11 protein-coding genes are annotated in these 15,426 nt (G+C 59.3%); all 11 read left to right on the plus strand.

What is annotated here, in order from left to right; all coding sequences use genetic code 11:
- Positions 1–39: 39 nt before the first annotated feature.
- The 11 genes from bamA (at position 40) to carB (ending at position 15,396) form a co-directional block, all read left to right on the plus strand.
- Entirely contained in the window at positions 40–2,355 is a 2,316-nt protein-coding gene (gene bamA, locus FSY45_RS16720) for an outer membrane protein assembly factor BamA (protein WP_003067368.1), read from the plus strand.
- Positions 2,355–2,861, plus strand: a complete 507-nt coding sequence (locus tag FSY45_RS16725; RefSeq protein ID WP_012839124.1) for an OmpH family outer membrane protein — start codon at positions 2,355–2,357, stop codon at positions 2,859–2,861. The genes bamA and FSY45_RS16725 overlap by 1 nt, the downstream gene beginning before the upstream one ends.
- A gap of 16 nt (positions 2,862–2,877) precedes the next feature.
- Positions 2,878–3,879 (plus strand): UDP-3-O-(3-hydroxymyristoyl)glucosamine N-acyltransferase, encoded by a 1,002-nt coding sequence (gene lpxD / locus FSY45_RS16730; RefSeq protein WP_034362610.1) that lies wholly within the window; start codon positions 2,878–2,880, stop codon positions 3,877–3,879.
- On the plus strand, positions 3,879–4,319 hold the full coding sequence (gene fabZ / locus FSY45_RS16735; RefSeq protein WP_003053425.1) for a 3-hydroxyacyl-ACP dehydratase FabZ: 441 nt from the start codon (positions 3,879–3,881) through the stop codon (positions 4,317–4,319). The genes lpxD and fabZ overlap by 1 nt, the downstream gene beginning before the upstream one ends.
- 15 nt (positions 4,320–4,334) lie before the next feature.
- A complete protein-coding gene (gene lpxA / locus FSY45_RS16740) occupies positions 4,335–5,123 on the plus strand; it encodes an acyl-ACP--UDP-N-acetylglucosamine O-acyltransferase (RefSeq protein ID WP_187427565.1) in 789 nt (262 codons plus the stop codon).
- Positions 5,124–5,173: 50 nt separating this feature from the next.
- Entirely contained in the window at positions 5,174–6,370 is a 1,197-nt protein-coding gene (lpxB, locus tag FSY45_RS16745) for a lipid-A-disaccharide synthase (protein ID WP_012839121.1), read from the plus strand.
- Positions 6,333–7,064, plus strand: a complete 732-nt coding sequence (gene rnhB, locus FSY45_RS16750; RefSeq protein ID WP_034362608.1) for a ribonuclease HII — start codon at positions 6,333–6,335, stop codon at positions 7,062–7,064. The genes lpxB and rnhB overlap by 38 nt, the downstream gene beginning before the upstream one ends.
- Positions 7,065–7,192: 128 nt before the next feature.
- A complete protein-coding gene (locus FSY45_RS16755; protein ID WP_046462538.1) occupies positions 7,193–7,984 on the plus strand; it encodes an RNA methyltransferase in 792 nt (263 codons plus the stop codon).
- Positions 7,985–9,012: 1,028 nt separating this feature from the next.
- Entirely contained in the window at positions 9,013–10,716 is a 1,704-nt protein-coding gene (gene ltrA, locus FSY45_RS16765) for a group II intron reverse transcriptase/maturase (protein WP_148748122.1), read from the plus strand.
- Positions 10,717–10,979: 263 nt separating this feature from the next.
- Positions 10,980–12,152, plus strand: a complete 1,173-nt coding sequence (gene carA, locus FSY45_RS16770; RefSeq protein ID WP_046462529.1) for a glutamine-hydrolyzing carbamoyl-phosphate synthase small subunit — start codon at positions 10,980–10,982, stop codon at positions 12,150–12,152.
- On the plus strand, positions 12,145–15,396 hold the full coding sequence (carB, locus tag FSY45_RS16775; RefSeq protein WP_046462528.1) for a carbamoyl-phosphate synthase large subunit: 3,252 nt from the start codon (positions 12,145–12,147) through the stop codon (positions 15,394–15,396). The genes carA and carB overlap by 8 nt, the downstream gene beginning before the upstream one ends.
- The last annotated feature ends 30 nt before the right edge of the window (positions 15,397–15,426 follow it).

Below are 15,426 nucleotides of genomic sequence, written 5' to 3' on the forward strand. Positions count from 1 at the left end.
TACCGCTACGGTAGGCCGCATTCGCGGCGATTTCCACTCATGAAAAAACATTTCAATCGCTTGGGCGTGCGCTCTGCAACGGCCCTGGCTGCTATGGTTTTAGCTGCGCAAGCGGCATGGGCATTGGAGCCCTTCAAAGTTCAAGATATCCGCGTCGAGGGTTTGCAGCGAGTGGAGCCCGGTACGGTGTTCGCTTCCATGCCTTTGCGTGTGGGCGATGACTACAACGACGAGAAGGGCGCGGCTGCCATTCGTTCGTTGTTTGCCCTGGGTCTGTTCAAGGACGTGCGCCTCGAAGCCAATGGCAATGTGCTGGTGGTGGTTGTGGAAGAGCGTCCCACCATTGCCGAGGTGAACTTTGCCGGCACCAAGGAGTTCGACAAGGACACTCTGCTCAAGGCCATGCGTGACGTGGGCCTGGCCGATGGCCGCCCTTTCGACAAGGCACTGGCTGATCGCGCCGAGCAGGAGCTCAAGCGCCAGTACATCAACCGCAGTCTGTATGGCGCTGAAGTGGTGACCACGGTGACGCCTATCGAGCGCAACCGAGTGAACCTGACCTTCACCGTCTCCGAAGGTGAGCCGGCCAAGATCAACGAAATCCACATTGTGGGCAACAAGGCCTTCAAGGAATCGACGCTCAAGGACCTGTTCGACCAGGACACAGGCAACTGGATGAGCTGGTACACCAAGTCTGACCGCTACGCCCGCAACAAGCTCAATGCCGACCTGGAGTCGCTGCGCTCCTACTATCTGCAGCGCGGCTATCTGGAGTTCCGTGTGGAGTCCACACAGGTCGCCATCTCTCCGGACAAGCAAAGCATCGGCCTGACCGTGAATATTCACGAAGGCAATCAGTATGTGGTCTCCGGCGTGAAGCTCGAAGGCAACTACCTGGATCGTGACGACGAGTTCAAGTCGCTGGTCAAGATCAAGCCCGGTGAGCCCTATAACGCCGACCAGGTTTCCGAGACCATCAAGGCTTTTACCGACTATTACAGCAATTTCGGTTTTGCTTTCGCCAAGGTGGAAGCCGTGCCCGAAATCGATCGTGCCAACAACCGTGTGTCCCTGGTGCTGCAGGCTCAGCCTTCGCGCCGCGCCTATATCCGTCGCATCAGCGTCAGCGGCAACAACAAGACCCGCGACGAAGTGATTCGCCGCGAGTTCCGCCAGTTCGAGGCATCCTGGTATGACGGCCAGAAGATCAAGCTGTCGCGCGACCGTGTCGACCGTCTGGGCTTCTTTACCCAGGTTGAAATCGAAACCCAGGAAGTGCCAGGCTCTCCCGACCAGGTCGATCTGATGATCAATGTGGTGGAAAAGCCCACGGGCTCGATTCAACTGGGTGCCGGTTTCTCCAGCGCAGAAAAGGTCTCGCTGTCCTTCGGTATCAAGCAGGAAAACGTGTTCGGCTCGGGCAACTATCTGGGCCTGGACATCAACACCAGCAAGTACAACCGCACCATGGTGGTGTCGACCACGAATCCGTACTTCACGGATACGGGTATTTCGCGCACCTATGACCTGTACTATCGCACCATCCGTCCCTACTATGACGATGGCGCCTACAAGATCATCACCAAGGGTGCCAGCGTGCGTTTCGGCGTGCCCTTCAGCGAAGTGGACACCATCTTCTTCGGTGCCGGTGTCGAAGGCAACGAGATCAAGCCCGGCACCTATATGCCGGCGGTCTATAACGAGTATTGCGGTGGTCTGGCTGGCGAAAACATTGGTTGCTCCAAGACCGGCATCCCTCTGACGCTGGGATGGTCTCGTGATAACCGCGACAGTGCACTGGCACCCAATGCCGGTCGCTATCAGCGTGTGAATCTGGAAGCTTCGTTCATGAGCGATATGCGCTATGCGAAGGCCAACTACCAGATTCAGCAATATATTCCGCTGAACAAGAAGTACACGATTGCCCTGAACGGCGAGCTGGGCTGGGGCAAGGGCCTGGGCGGTAATTCCTATCCCATTTTCAAGAATTTCTATTCGGGTGGTTTGGGCTCGGTGCGTGGCTTTGAGCAAGGCTCTCTGGGGCGTCGTGACACGGTGAACACCAATCTGGCCTTGGGCGGTACGCGCAAGCTGACCTTGAATGGCGAATTCATGGTCCCATTCCCGGGTGCCGGTAATGACAGAACACTGCGTCTGTTCGGCTTTGTGGACGTGGGTAATGTGTGGGCGGAAGGTGAAAGCATGGATCTGGGAACCTTGCGTGCTTCCACCGGTATCGGTATTAGTTGGATTTCGCCGCTGGGTCCTCTGCGTTTGGCGTATGCTCAGCCAATCCGTAAGGAAACCGGCGATAGAATCCAGAAACTGCAATTCCAAATCGGAACATCTTTCTAATGAAATCTCTCTCTAGCCATCTTTCTTTGGCTGTGCTGCTTGGCGCCATGGCCGTCTCTGCGCATGCACAGGAATTCAAGGCCGGTTTTGTGAACACGGATCGTATCTTCCGTGAGGCATCCGCTGCCAAGGCTGCCCAAGCCAAGCTTGAGCAGGAGTTTTCTAAGCGTGAAAAGGATTTGGTCGATCAGGGCAACTCCTTGAAGAACGCCTCGGACAAGTTCGAACGTGAAGCTACCACCATGTCCGAGAGCCAGCGTGCTTCGCGCCAGCGTCAGCTGGTGGATCAGGATCGTGAATTCCAGCGCAAGCGCCGTGAATTCCAGGAAGACCTGAATGCTCGCAAGAACGAAGAACTGGCCACCGTGCTGGATCGTGCGAACAAGGTTGTCAAGCAAGTGGCCGAGACTGAAAAGTACGATGTCATCCTGCAAGAGGCCGTGTATATCAATCCCAAGTTTGATATCACCGACAAGGTCATCAAGGCCCTGAACGGCACAAAGTAATCCCAAGGATACTTTTGTGAGCGTTCTATTGGGACAGATTCTCGATGCGCTCGGTGGAGAACTGGTAGGTGGCGAGCGCGAGATGCCTATCTCGCGCATCGCTCCACTGGACTCTGCGGGCCACGGTGATCTGAGCTTTTTAAGCAATCCCCGCTATCGCCAGCAACTGGCCGCCTCACAGGCGGCCTGTGTCATTGTGGCGCCGATGATGCGCGATGAAGCGGCGCAGCGTGGTGCCTGCATTGTCACGGCCGATCCTTATGCCTATTTCGCGCGTGCCACCCAGTGGTGGAAGGCGCACCAGCAGGGCGGCAGGCCGCGCGGCATTCATGCCAGCGCAGTGGTGGATGCCACGGCCCAGGTGCATGAAAGTGCTTATGTGGGGCCGCAGTGTGTGGTGGAGGCCGGCGCGGTCATCGGTGCCGATACGGTGCTGAAATCGCGCGTCACCATCAGCCAGGGCTGTGTGCTGGGCGAGCGTTGCATTCTGCATCCCGGTGTGGTCATCGGTGCCGACGGCTTCGGCTTCGCGCCTTCGGCGGGCCAATGGGAAAAGATAGAGCAGCTGGGGGCCGTGCGCATCGGCAACGATGTGGAAATCGGCGCCAACACCTGCGTGGATCGTGGGGCACTTGATGACACAGTCATTGAAGATGGCGTCAAGATCGATAATCTGGTGCAGATTGCCCACAATGTGCACATTGGTGCGCATACGGTGATTGCCGGCAATACCGGTATTGCCGGCAGTGCGCGCATCGGCAAGCGCTGCCAGATTGGTGGAGCTGCCAATATTCTGGGGCATTTGACGATTGCGGATGGCACGGTGATTTCGCCGACCTCCATGGTCACTCGCTCTTTGCCCAAGGCAGGTTTTTATACAGGCATCTTTCCGTTGCAAGAGAACGAGCAATGGGAAAAGAACGCTGCAACCTTCAGGCAGTTGTACACGCTCCGGGAGCGGGTCAAGAAGCTTGAACAAGCGCTGGCTGAGGGCCGGCAAAGCAACAACGGAAATTGATGATGGATATTCAAGAAATTCTCAAGCAACTGCCTCACCGCTATCCCTTTCTTCTGGTGGACCGGGTGCTGGAGCTTGAGCGCAACACGCGCATCAAGGCGATCAAGAACGTCACCTTCAACGAGCCGTTCTTCACCGGGCATTTCCCCGGTCGTCCGGTCATGCCCGGCGTGCTGATTCTTGAAGCCCTGGCCCAGGCTGCCGGCCTGCTGGCCTTCGATGCCATGGGCCAGGTGCCCGATGAAAACAATATCTACTACTTCGTGGGCATCGACTCTGCTCGCTTCAAGCGCCCCGTGGTGCCGGGAGACCAGCTGGCCCTGGAGATCACCATCGACCGCGTGCGTGGCGGCATCTGGAAGTTCAACGCCGTCGCCAGCGTGGATGGCGAAGTGGCCGCTGAAGCTCAGCTGATGTGCACCATGCGTCACGTGGGATAAGCGTTGATGGCGGCTGTGAGCTTGATTCATCCCACCGCCTTGGTGGACCCGGCGGCCCAGCTTGACACCTCGGTGTCGGTGGGGCCGTATGCGGTCATCGGCCCCAGGGTGCGCATTGGCGCCGGCAGCAAGGTGGGGGCGCATTGCGTGATCGAAGGCGACACCACCATTGGTGAAGGCAACCACATCTTCCAGTTTGCATCGCTGGGTGCGCAGCCCCAGGACAAGAAGTACGCGGGCGAGCCCACACGTCTGGTGATCGGCGATCGCAACACGGTGCGCGAGTTCTGTACCTTCAATACGGGGACCACGCAGGATCGTGGCGAGACGACCATCGGCAATGACAACTGGATCATGGCCTATGTGCATATCGCGCATGACTGCATCATTGGCAACCAGACCACACTGGCGAACAACACCACGCTGGCAGGCCATGTGCATGTCGGCGACTGGGTGACGATTGGTGGCCTGACCGGTGTGCTGCAGCGCATGCGCATAGGTGCACATGCCATGGTGGGCTTTCAGGCCCATGTGAACAAGGATGTGCCGCCCTTCATGACGGTGGATGGCAATCCGCTGGCCGCTCGCAGCGTGAATCTGATCGGTCTCAAGCGTCGTGGCTTCTCGGATGCGCGCATTGCCGCCGTGCGTGAAATGCACAAGCTGCTGTACCGCCAGGGTCTGACGCTGGAACATGCCATTGCGGCCATGGATGCGATCAAATCGGCAACGCCTGAAGCCGTGCAGGACGTGGACTTCATGCAGTCCTTTCTGGCATCGGCAAGCAACGGCATTACACGTTGATAGCGACTCGCGCTGTCCCTATCTGAGTTTGAGACGTGAATAGCTCTGAAATGACTAATAAGCAAGCGCAAGCTGCTCCAGATTCCATAGCGCCCAGCATTGCCATGGTGGCAGGCGAGGCCTCGGGCGATCTGCTGGCTTCGCTGTTGCTGGACGGTCTTCGTCAGCGCTGGCCCGATGCGAGCTCCATGGGCATAGGCGGCGACAGAATGCAGGAGCGCGGCTTTGACGCCTGGTGGCAGTCAGAGCGCCTGGCCGTGCATGGTTACAGCTGGGAAGTGCTGGCGCGCGTGGCCGAGTTGCTCGGTATTCGCAAAAAGCTGCGCCAGCGCCTGATTGCGCATCCACCCTCGGTCTTCGTCGGTGTGGATGCCCCCGACTTCAACCTGGGGCTGGAAACCGGCTTGCGTGAAGCCGGCATCAAGACCGTGCACTTTGTCTGTCCGTCGATCTGGGCCTGGCGTGCCGATCGCGTGGAGAAAATCCGTCGCGCGGCCGACCATGTGCTGTGCATCTTCCCGTTCGAGCCCGAACTGCTGGCCCAGCATGGCATCGAAGCCACCTACGTCGGTCATCCGCTGGCGCAGGTGATTCCGCTGCACCCCGATAGAGCGGCCGCGCGTGCGCGCCTGGGCCTGGCCGAAGAGGGGCTGGTGCTGGCCTTGCTGCCCGGCAGCCGCCGCTCCGAGGTGCGCTACATTGCCTCAGGCTTTTTCAAGGCGGCGGCGCTAGTCCAGAAGGCGTTGCCTCAGACCCGGATCGTGGTGCCGGCCGTGCCTTCGCTGTACGAAGAGGTGCAGCGCATTGCGGCCGAGGCCGGCATGCAGGGCAAATGCCTCATCGTCAAGGGCCAGTCCCACGATGTGCTGGCAGCCTGCGACTGCACGCTGATTGCCAGCGGCACCGCCACGCTGGAGGCGGCGCTCTACAAGCGCCCCATGGTCATCAGCTACAGCATGCATCCCTGGAGCTGGCGCCTGATGAAGCGCAAACAGCTGCAGCCCTGGGTGGGCCTGCCCAATATTCTGTGCGGCGATTTTGTCGTGCCCGAGCTGCTGCAGGATGCGGCAACACCCGAGGCGCTGGCCCAGGCCGCACTGGGCTGGCTCAGAGCCAGCCAGGATTCTCCTGCCACCATTGAAGCGCTGGTTGAGCGCTTCACCGCGCTACATCACGAACTGCGCCGCGATACCGCCGAACTGGCTGCCCATGCGATCCAAAAAATCATTGCCACCCCCGCTGCTTGAGCAAGGCTGCCTGCCTTGGCATCCGCCCGGGCTGGTTGCCGGGGTGGATGAGGCAGGGCGCGGCCCACTGGCCGGTCCGGTGGTGGCTGCCGCCGTCATCCTGGACGATCTGAAGCCCATTGCTGGGCTTAATGACTCCAAGAAGCTCACGGCCAACCGCCGCGAGGTGCTCTACGACGAGATCCGTGCCAAGGCGCTGTGCTTTTGCATAGCTCAGGCTTCGGTGCAGGAGATCGACGAGATCAACATCCTCAAGGCCACGCTGCTGGCCATGCGTCGCGCGGTGATGGGCCTGCGTCTCAAGCCCGTGCTGGTGCTGGTGGACGGCAACCAGCTGCCGCAGATCGATGTGCAGGCCGAGGCCATCGTCAAGGGGGACTCGCTGGTGCAGGCCATTTCCGCAGCTTCGATCCTGGCCAAGGTCACGCGTGACCGCTGGTGCGAACGCCTGGATGCCCAGTACCCGCAGTACGGCTTTGCCGGACACAAGGGCTATGGCACGGCCGCGCATCTGCAGGCCTTGCGCGCCCATGGTGCGACGGCAGAGCACAGGCGCTCCTTTGCGCCCGTGGCCCAGGTGCTGCAAGCCGGCCAGGTGTGTGCAGGCGGCATGGCGCAGCCTGTGCTGTGCGAGACCGGGCTGTCGGGTGTGACGTCCAGCCTGCTGATGTCGCAGGCATCGCTCTACGTCTGATGCGCGCCTGATCGACATTGTCTGCATTCCCGAGTGCGGCGCAGGGCCGCCTCGGGCGTTCTATCTTCTTGTTTCAAGCCCGGCCAGGCGCTTGCATGCCGGGTTTTTGTTTTTTCTCAGAGGTCGACATGGCTGCACGCCCCCAGGTCACGGACATTCATTCGCGCGACAACGCTTTCGTCAAAGAACTGCGCCGTCTGTCCCAGGACAGCACGGCCTATCGCAAACAGGGGCAGGTCTGGCTTGAAGGCGATCATCTTTGCCGTGCGGCCCTGGTGCGGGGTCTGAAACCAAAGCTTGCCGTTTTTGCGCAGTCTTTCTGGCCTCAGGCGCCCGAGGAGTGGGTGCAGGCTGCCGGCAAGGTCGTGGTGCTGGCAGATGCCTTGTTCGACGAGATCAGCGCTCTGGAATCTCCTGCCCGCATGGGCTATGTGATGGACTGGGATGCGGGTGTGCAGGTGCAGCCGGGCGTTGCCACCGTGGTGCTGGACCGCGTCCAGGATGCCGGCAATGTGGGCAGCATCCTGCGCAGCGCGTCGGCCTTCGGCTTCACCCAGATCCTGGCGCTCAAGGGCACGGCCGCACTGTGGAGTCAGAAGGTGCTGCGTGCCGGCATGGGTGCTCACTTCGGCCTGCATCTGGTCGAGGCGGCCTCGGTCGATGAGGTGCAAGGCCTGCAAGTGCCTCTGGTAGTGACCAGCTCCCATCAGGGGACATTGATCCATGAGGCAGATCTGCCATGGCCCTGTGCCTGGGCCATGGGTCATGAAGGGCAGGGTGTGGGCGATGCGCTGATGGAGATGGCGCGGCACCGCATCAGCATTGCGCAGCCCGGAGGTGAGGAGTCACTCAATGTGGCTGCTGCGGCCGCGATCTGCCTGCATGCGAGCAGCGTAAGCATGCTACGCCGTAGAGGGTAATCCCGGGGCGCTTCAAAGGGGTGAAGCGGACAGAGCCTATAATGGGCGGCTTTGTGCGACACGTTAGTGTTGCTCTGAGTGAGGTAGCTGGCCTCCAAAAACAAACAGCATTTTTTAACAGGTCACGCGGCATAGCCAAACGAACCTAACTTGAATTGAGTCGGGACCATTCCCGACAAACACAACAAGTCTCGACAAGAGACTTTATGAAAAGCAGCTTGCTGCTTGTGGCGTACGTGCTTTCTGCACAACCTCTGCCACAAGCAGAGTTGTGCTGTAGACATTCGTTCATCAACGGATGCTTTTAGCACGTGCGTATTCAAGACTTCAGAGCAATCAACTCTGATCTGCCTTGTCGCACGCCTGTGAAGGTTGCTGTGACCTCGTGTACGACCACGAGTAGCCTAGGAAGGCATGCAGGAGCAGTAATGACCCTGTGTGAAGCCCTTCTGACAATGTGCTCCCGCATAGCGGCGCTCCGGCTTGTGAAAGCTGGAGTAGATACTGGCAGCAGAGAAGCTGGTAGAGAGGCTAGGCTAGTTCCGCATGGGCAATGTAATGTGAATCATCGCTTGAACCCGGGTAACCATTGAATGGCCAAATCTGCTGATAGGCCATAACCAAAAGGTATGTTGATGGCTGTGCTTGTAGAGCCTAAGCACACGTCGTTATTTATCAACTCCGGGAGAGATGAGCCCTAAACGGACAGGCAAAGAAGCGAAAGCAATCTTTGTCGGTAGGTCAGGGAACGTGGTAAGCCCCACTGTCCGCCAGCATGCGTAAGTGTGCTGGCAGGGAAGCCGCAAGGCGACCTGATGGGTGAGGGGGTATGGGATATTGGAAAAAGCAAACGGCTGCGTGTAATACGCGGCATAGGGGCTGGTGCCCTGACGTGAAAGCGTGCCCACTTCCAATTGGTACAACCGTCGCTTGCGACTGTTGAAGTTCATTTAGAGCCCCGAAGGGATGCATGTTCCCCTTCGGGGAGATATGCATCCTCCGAAGGGCCAACCCTGAAAGAGGAAAGCATGAGAAAAATCATTGATTCAAGTGATTCTGCGTCCTCACGCGAACCGCAAGACTGGCACGCCATTGATTGGCACCGGGTTGAGCAGTTTGTGAGAACGACGCAGCAACGTATAGCGAAGGCTACGTTGGAAAAAGATTGGCGCAGAGTGAAAGCCCTGCAACGGTCTTTGATCCACTCGTTTTCCGCAAGGTCACTTGCGGTACGACGAGTTACCGAAAACCAAGGCAAGCGAACGGCGGGAGTCGATCGCCAGCTTTGGGATTCTCCTGCCCTGAAACGGGCGGCGATTGGTCGGTTAAAGCAGCAGCGGGGATACAGGCCCAAGCTTTTGAGGCGGGTCTACATCCCTAAAGCCAACGGGAAGGAGCGCCCTCTGGGTATTCCGACGATGTTGGATCGGGCCATGCAGGCGTTACACCTGCTTGGACTGGAACCTGTGGCAGAAACCACGAGCGATCCGAATAGCTATGGCTTCAGGAGAAATCGCTCGACGGCAGATGCAATGGGCCAGATATATGTCACCACCGCACAGAAGACGGCGTCTTCTTGGGTGCTGGAGGCAGATATCCGAGGTTGTTTTGACCACATCAACCACGAGTGGCTGGTGCGCTACGTTCCCATGAACAAGGCAATCCTGCGCAAATGGTTGAAGGCCGGGGTAGTCCACCGAGGACGCCTATCGCCAACCGAAGAAGGGACGCCGCAAGGCGGCATCGTCTCGCCAACACTGGCGAATATGTGTTTGAACGGACTTGAATCTGACCTGAAGTCGCATTTGCTTGCGAAATACGGGAAGACAAAAGCTAAGGGGCTCAAAGTCCATGTGATTCGGTACGCCGACGATTTTGTGGTGACCGGCATCTCGCGAGAGTTGCTGGAAAACGAGATCAGGCCGTGGATAGAAGCATTCCTCGCACAACGAGGTCTGCAACTGTCGCCGGAAAAGACCAAGGTCGTGCACATGGATGAGGGTTTCGATTTCCTGGGGTGGAACTTCCGCAAGTACAAGGGGAAGTTGCTCATCAAACCGAGCAAGAAGAACGTGAAAGCGTTCTATCGCAAGGTCAGTGAAATCGTGAAAACACACTTATCGACGAAGCAGGAGGATCTCATTGCCAAACTGAACCCAATCCTTCGGGGATGGGCGAGGTACCACCAACCGGTGGTGGCGAAAGAAGCCTTCAGTCGGATGGATAACCTGATCTACTGGCGCCTCGTGCGCTGGACGAGACGGCGACATCCGAATAAGTCTCGATCTTGGTGCGAACGCCGTTACTGGCAACGGATTAGGGAAAGAGACGAGTTTGCTGCAACCGTGAAAACGGCAGATGGCCCGCTCGCGACAAGACTGTTGAAGCTTGCTGACACAGCTATCGTGAGACACGAAAAAATCAAGGGGGAGTACAACCCTTTTGACCCGGCTTGGGAGGTATATGGTGAGGAGTTAAGGACGAAGCGCATGTTGAAAAACATCGCGTACCAGTACGAAACTTCTATGCTGTATATCAGCCAAAACGGGCGTTGCGTACTTTGTGCGGAGCCGTTGGAGGAAGGGGAGCGCTGGCACGACCACCACATTGTTTACAAGGTGATGGGCGGGTCGGACAACCTCTCCAATCGGGTGCTGCTGCACCCGGTTTGCCACAGACGACTGCATGCTCTTGGTTTGCAGGTAGCAAAGCCGGCTCATAGAAAGGCTTAGGGTTCACCCCGGATTAGGTGTACTGAGTTAGAATGGTGCGCTTTTAACGGGGCTGAATTTGTTGTGCTTGAGCCGGATGCGGTGAAAGTCGCAAGTCCGGTTCTTAGGGGGGGATGGTTCAGCAATGAACTGTCCCTACCCTCCCAAGCATTCCTTCATACGCCTAGCGACGCTTCCTCGCCATTCCCTGCAGACACAAATGTCCCAGCGCACACGCCGGGGCTTCGTTGGGCGTAACCGTAATTAAAAAACCGGAGAACCCAGTGCTTTTGTCTCTCAAGGGAAATTTCCCATCCGCCATTCTGGCGCTCGCAGACGGCACGGTCTTTATTGGCAACTCGATTGGTGCGCAAGGCACCACTGTTGGCGAAGTCGTTTTCAACACCTCGCTGACCGGCTACCAGGAAATCCTCACCGACCCCAGCTATTGCCAGCAGATCGTGACGCTCACGTATCCGCACATTGGCAACTACGGTGTCAATCCTGAAGACGTCGAAGCTGACAAGATCCATGCCGCAGGTCTCATCATCAAGAACCTGCCCCTGCTGGCCAGCAACTTCCGAAGCACCCAGACGCTGTCCGAGTACCTGACCGAAGGTAAGACCGTCGCCATCGCCAACATCGACACCCGCAAGCTCACGCGACTGCTGCGTGACCAAGGCGCGCAGAACGGCGCAATCGTGGGTCTGGCCGCTGGTGAAGAAGTCACCCAGGCCAGGATCGACGAGGCCATCGCCGCCGCCAAGGCCGCACCCAGCATGAAGGGTCTGGATCTGGCCAAGGTCGTGTCCACCGACAAGTCCTACCCATGGACCGAGACCGAGTGGAAGCTGGGCGAAGGCTACGGCAAGCTCGAATCGCCCAAGTTCAAGGTTGTGGCCTATGACTTCGGCGTGAAGAAGAACATTCTGCGCATGCTGGCCGAGCGCGGCTGCGACGTGACCGTCGTGCCCGCCCAGACTCCAGCCAAGGATGTGTTGGCCCTGAACCCCGACGGCGTGTTCCTGTCCAACGGCCCTGGCGACCCAGAGCCTTGCGACTACGCCATTGCCGCTGTGCAAGAGATCATGGCAGCCAAGATGCCGGTGTTCGGTATCTGCCTGGGCCACCAGATCATGGCTCTGGCCTCCGGTGCCAAGACCTTCAAGATGCAGAACAGCCATCACGGTGCCAACCACCCCGTCAAGGACCTGGACACCGGCCACGTCAGCATCACCAGCCAGAACCACGGCTTTGCGGTGGAGCTGGAGTCGCTGCCCGCCAATGCCCGCGCCACGCACATCAGCCTGTTTGACGGCACGCTGCAAGGTCTGGAGCGCACCGATGTGCCTGCCTTCTGCTTCCAGGGTCACCCCGAAGCATCGCCCGGCCCCAACGATATCGGCTATCTGTTTGACCGCTTCACAGCGCTGATGGAGAAACACAAAAATGCCTAAGCGCAACGACCTAAAAAGCATTCTGATCATTGGCGCCGGTCCCATCGTGATCGGTCAGGCCTGCGAGTTCGACTACTCCGGCGTGCAGGCCTGCAAGGCCCTGCGTGAAGAGGGTTACAAGGTCATCCTGATCAACAGCAACCCTGCCACGATCATGACCGACCCGGCCACCGCCGACGTCACCTACATCGAGCCCATCACCTGGCAGACGGTCGAGAAGATCATCGCCAAGGAACGCCCCGATGCCATCCTGCCAACCATGGGCGGCCAGACCGCGCTGAACTGCGCGCTGGACCTGTGGAAGAACGGCGTGCTGGACAAGTACAAGGTCGAGCTGATCGGCGCCAAGCCCGAAGCCATCGACAAGGCCGAAGACCGTCTGAAGTTCAAGGACGCCATGACCAAGATCGGTCTGGGCTCCGCGCGCTCCGGCATCGCCCACTCCATGGACGAAGCCTGGGCTGTGCAAAAGCAGATGGGCTTCCCCACCGTCATCCGCCCCAGCTTCACGCTGGGCGGCACCGGCGGCGGCATTGCCTACAACCCCGAGGAATTCGAAACCATCTGCAAGCGCGGTCTGGAGGCTTCGCCCACCAACGAGCTGCTGATCGAAGAATCCCTGCTGGGCTGGAAAGAGTACGAGATGGAGGTGGTGCGCGACACCGCGGACAACTGCATCATCGTCTGCTCCATCGAAAACCTGGATCCCATGGGTGTGCACACCGGTGACTCCATCACCGTGGCGCCGGCCCAGACACTGACCGACAAGGAATACCAGATCATGCGTAATGCATCTCTGGCCGTTCTGCGCGAGATCGGTGTGGACACGGGCGGCTCCAACGTGCAGTTCTCGGTGAATCCCAAGGACGGTCGCATGATCGTCATCGAGATGAACCCCCGCGTCTCGCGTTCCTCGGCACTGGCTTCCAAGGCCACGGGCTTCCCCATCGCCAAGATCGCGGCCAAGCTGGCCGTGGGCTTCACGCTGGATGAGCTCAAGAACGAAATCACCGGTGGCAAGACCCCCGCTTCGTTCGAGCCCTCGATCGACTACGTAGTCACCAAGATCCCGCGTTTCGCCTTCGAGAAGTTCCCTGCTGCCGACAACCGCCTGACCACGCAGATGAAGTCCGTGGGCGAAGTGATGGCCATCGGCCGTACCTTCCAGGAATCCTTCCAGAAGGCCTTGCGCGGTCTGGAAGTGGGCGTGGACGGCATGAACGAAAAGACTCAGGACCGCGAAATCCTGGAAAAGGAACTGGGCGAGCCCGGTCCCGACCGCATCTGGTATGTGGGTGACGCTTTCGCTGCCGGCTGGTCGCTGGACGAAGTGCACAACATCACCAAGATCGACAAGTGGTTCCTGGTGCAGATCGAAGAGATCGTCAAGATCGAACTCGAGCTGGACGAACTGTACGAAGAAAAGGGTGAAGGCGCTCTGGCGGCTCTGGATGCGCAGACCCTGCGCAGCCTCAAGCAAAAGGGCTTCTCTGACCGCCGCCTGGCCAAGCTGCTGCACACCAGCGACAAGGCCGTGCGCGAAGCGCGCAAGGCGCTGAAGGTGCGTCCCGTGTTCAAGCGTGTGGACACCTGTGCGGCGGAGTTCGCTTCCAACACCGCATACATGTACTCCACGTATGACGAAGAGTGCGAAGCCGCTCCCACGGACAAGAAGAAGATCATGGTGCTGGGCGGTGGCCCGAACCGTATCGGCCAGGGCATCGAGTTCGACTATTGCTGCGTGCACGCCGCCATGGCCATGCGCGAAGATGGTTACGAAACCATCATGGTCAACTGCAACCCCGAGACCGTGTCCACCGACTACGACACTTCCGATCGCCTGTACTTCGAGCCTCTGACGCTGGAAGACGTGCTGGAAATCGTGGACGTGGAGCAGCCCGAAGGCGTGATCGTGCAGTACGGCGGCCAGACGCCTCTGAAGCTGGCACTGGGCCTGGAGCGCGAAGGCGTGAAGATCATCGGCACCACGCCCGACATGATCGACGCCGCCGAGGACCGCGAGCGCTTCCAGAAGCTGCTCAACGAACTGGGTCTGCGCCAGCCTCCCAACGCCACTGCGCGTACCGAAGCCGAAGCCCTGGAAAAGGCTGCCGGCCTGGGTTACCCCCTGGTGGTGCGTCCTTCCTATGTGCTGGGCGGCCGTGCCATGGAAATCGTGCACGAGCAGCGTGACCTTGAGCGCTACATGCGCGAAGCCGTGAAGGTCTCCAACGACTCTCCCGTGCTGCTGGACCACTTCCTGTCCAACGCCATCGAGTGCGACGTGGACTGCGTGCGCGACAAGACCGGTGCCGTGTACATCGGCGGCGTGATGGAGCACATCGAGCAAGCCGGCGTTCACTCCGGTGATTCCGCCTGCTCATTGCCTCCTTACTACCTGAAGGCCGAGACCGTCGCTGAGATCAAGCGCCAGACCGCAGCCATGGCCGAAGGCCTGCATGTGGTGGGCCTGATGAATGTGCAGTTCGCCATCAAGGAAGCGGACGGTCAGGACGTGATCTACGTGCTGGAAGTGAACCCTCGTGCCTCGCGCACCGTGCCCTTCGTCTCCAAGGCCACCGGCGTGCAACTGGCCAAGGTGGCTGCACGCTGCATGGCCGGCGACACGCTGGCCGAGCAGGGCATCACCAAGGAAGTCACACCGCCTTACTTCAGCGTCAAGGAAGCCGTGTTCCCGTTCGTGAAGTTCCCTGGTGTGGACACCATTCTCGGCCCCGAGATGAAGTCCACCGGTGAAGTCATGGGCGTGGGCAAGACCTTTGGCGAAGCCTTTGTGAAGAGCCAGATGGGTGCCGGCGTGCACCTGCCCGCCGAAGGCAAGGTCTTCCTGTCGGTGAAGAACAACGACAAGACCCGTGCCGTGGCCGTGGCCAAGGAACTGGTTGCCATGGGCTACAGCCTGTGCGCTACACGCGGTACAGCTGCAGCGATTGCTGAGGCTGGCCTGGAAGTGCAGGCGGTCAACAAGGTGACTGAAGGCCGTCCTCACATCGTGGACATGATCAAGAACGGCGAAATTGCCCTGGTCATCAACACCGTGGAAGAGCGTCGCAACGCCATCGCCGACTCGCGCCAGATCCGTACCAGCGCGCTGCTGGCACGTGTGACCACCTTCACCACCATCTTCGGCGCGGAAGCGGCCGTGGAAGGCATGAAGGCCATGCGCGGCAATCTGGACGTGCACTCGGTGCAAGAGCTGCATGCCATGCTGACCAAGGCCTGAAAAGCCTGACGCCCGAAGCAGCCCGCAAGG

The sequence above is a fragment of the Comamonas sp. Z1 genome (assembly GCF_008121555.1).
Classification (GTDB): Bacteria; Pseudomonadota; Gammaproteobacteria; order Burkholderiales; family Burkholderiaceae_C; genus Comamonas; species Comamonas thiooxydans.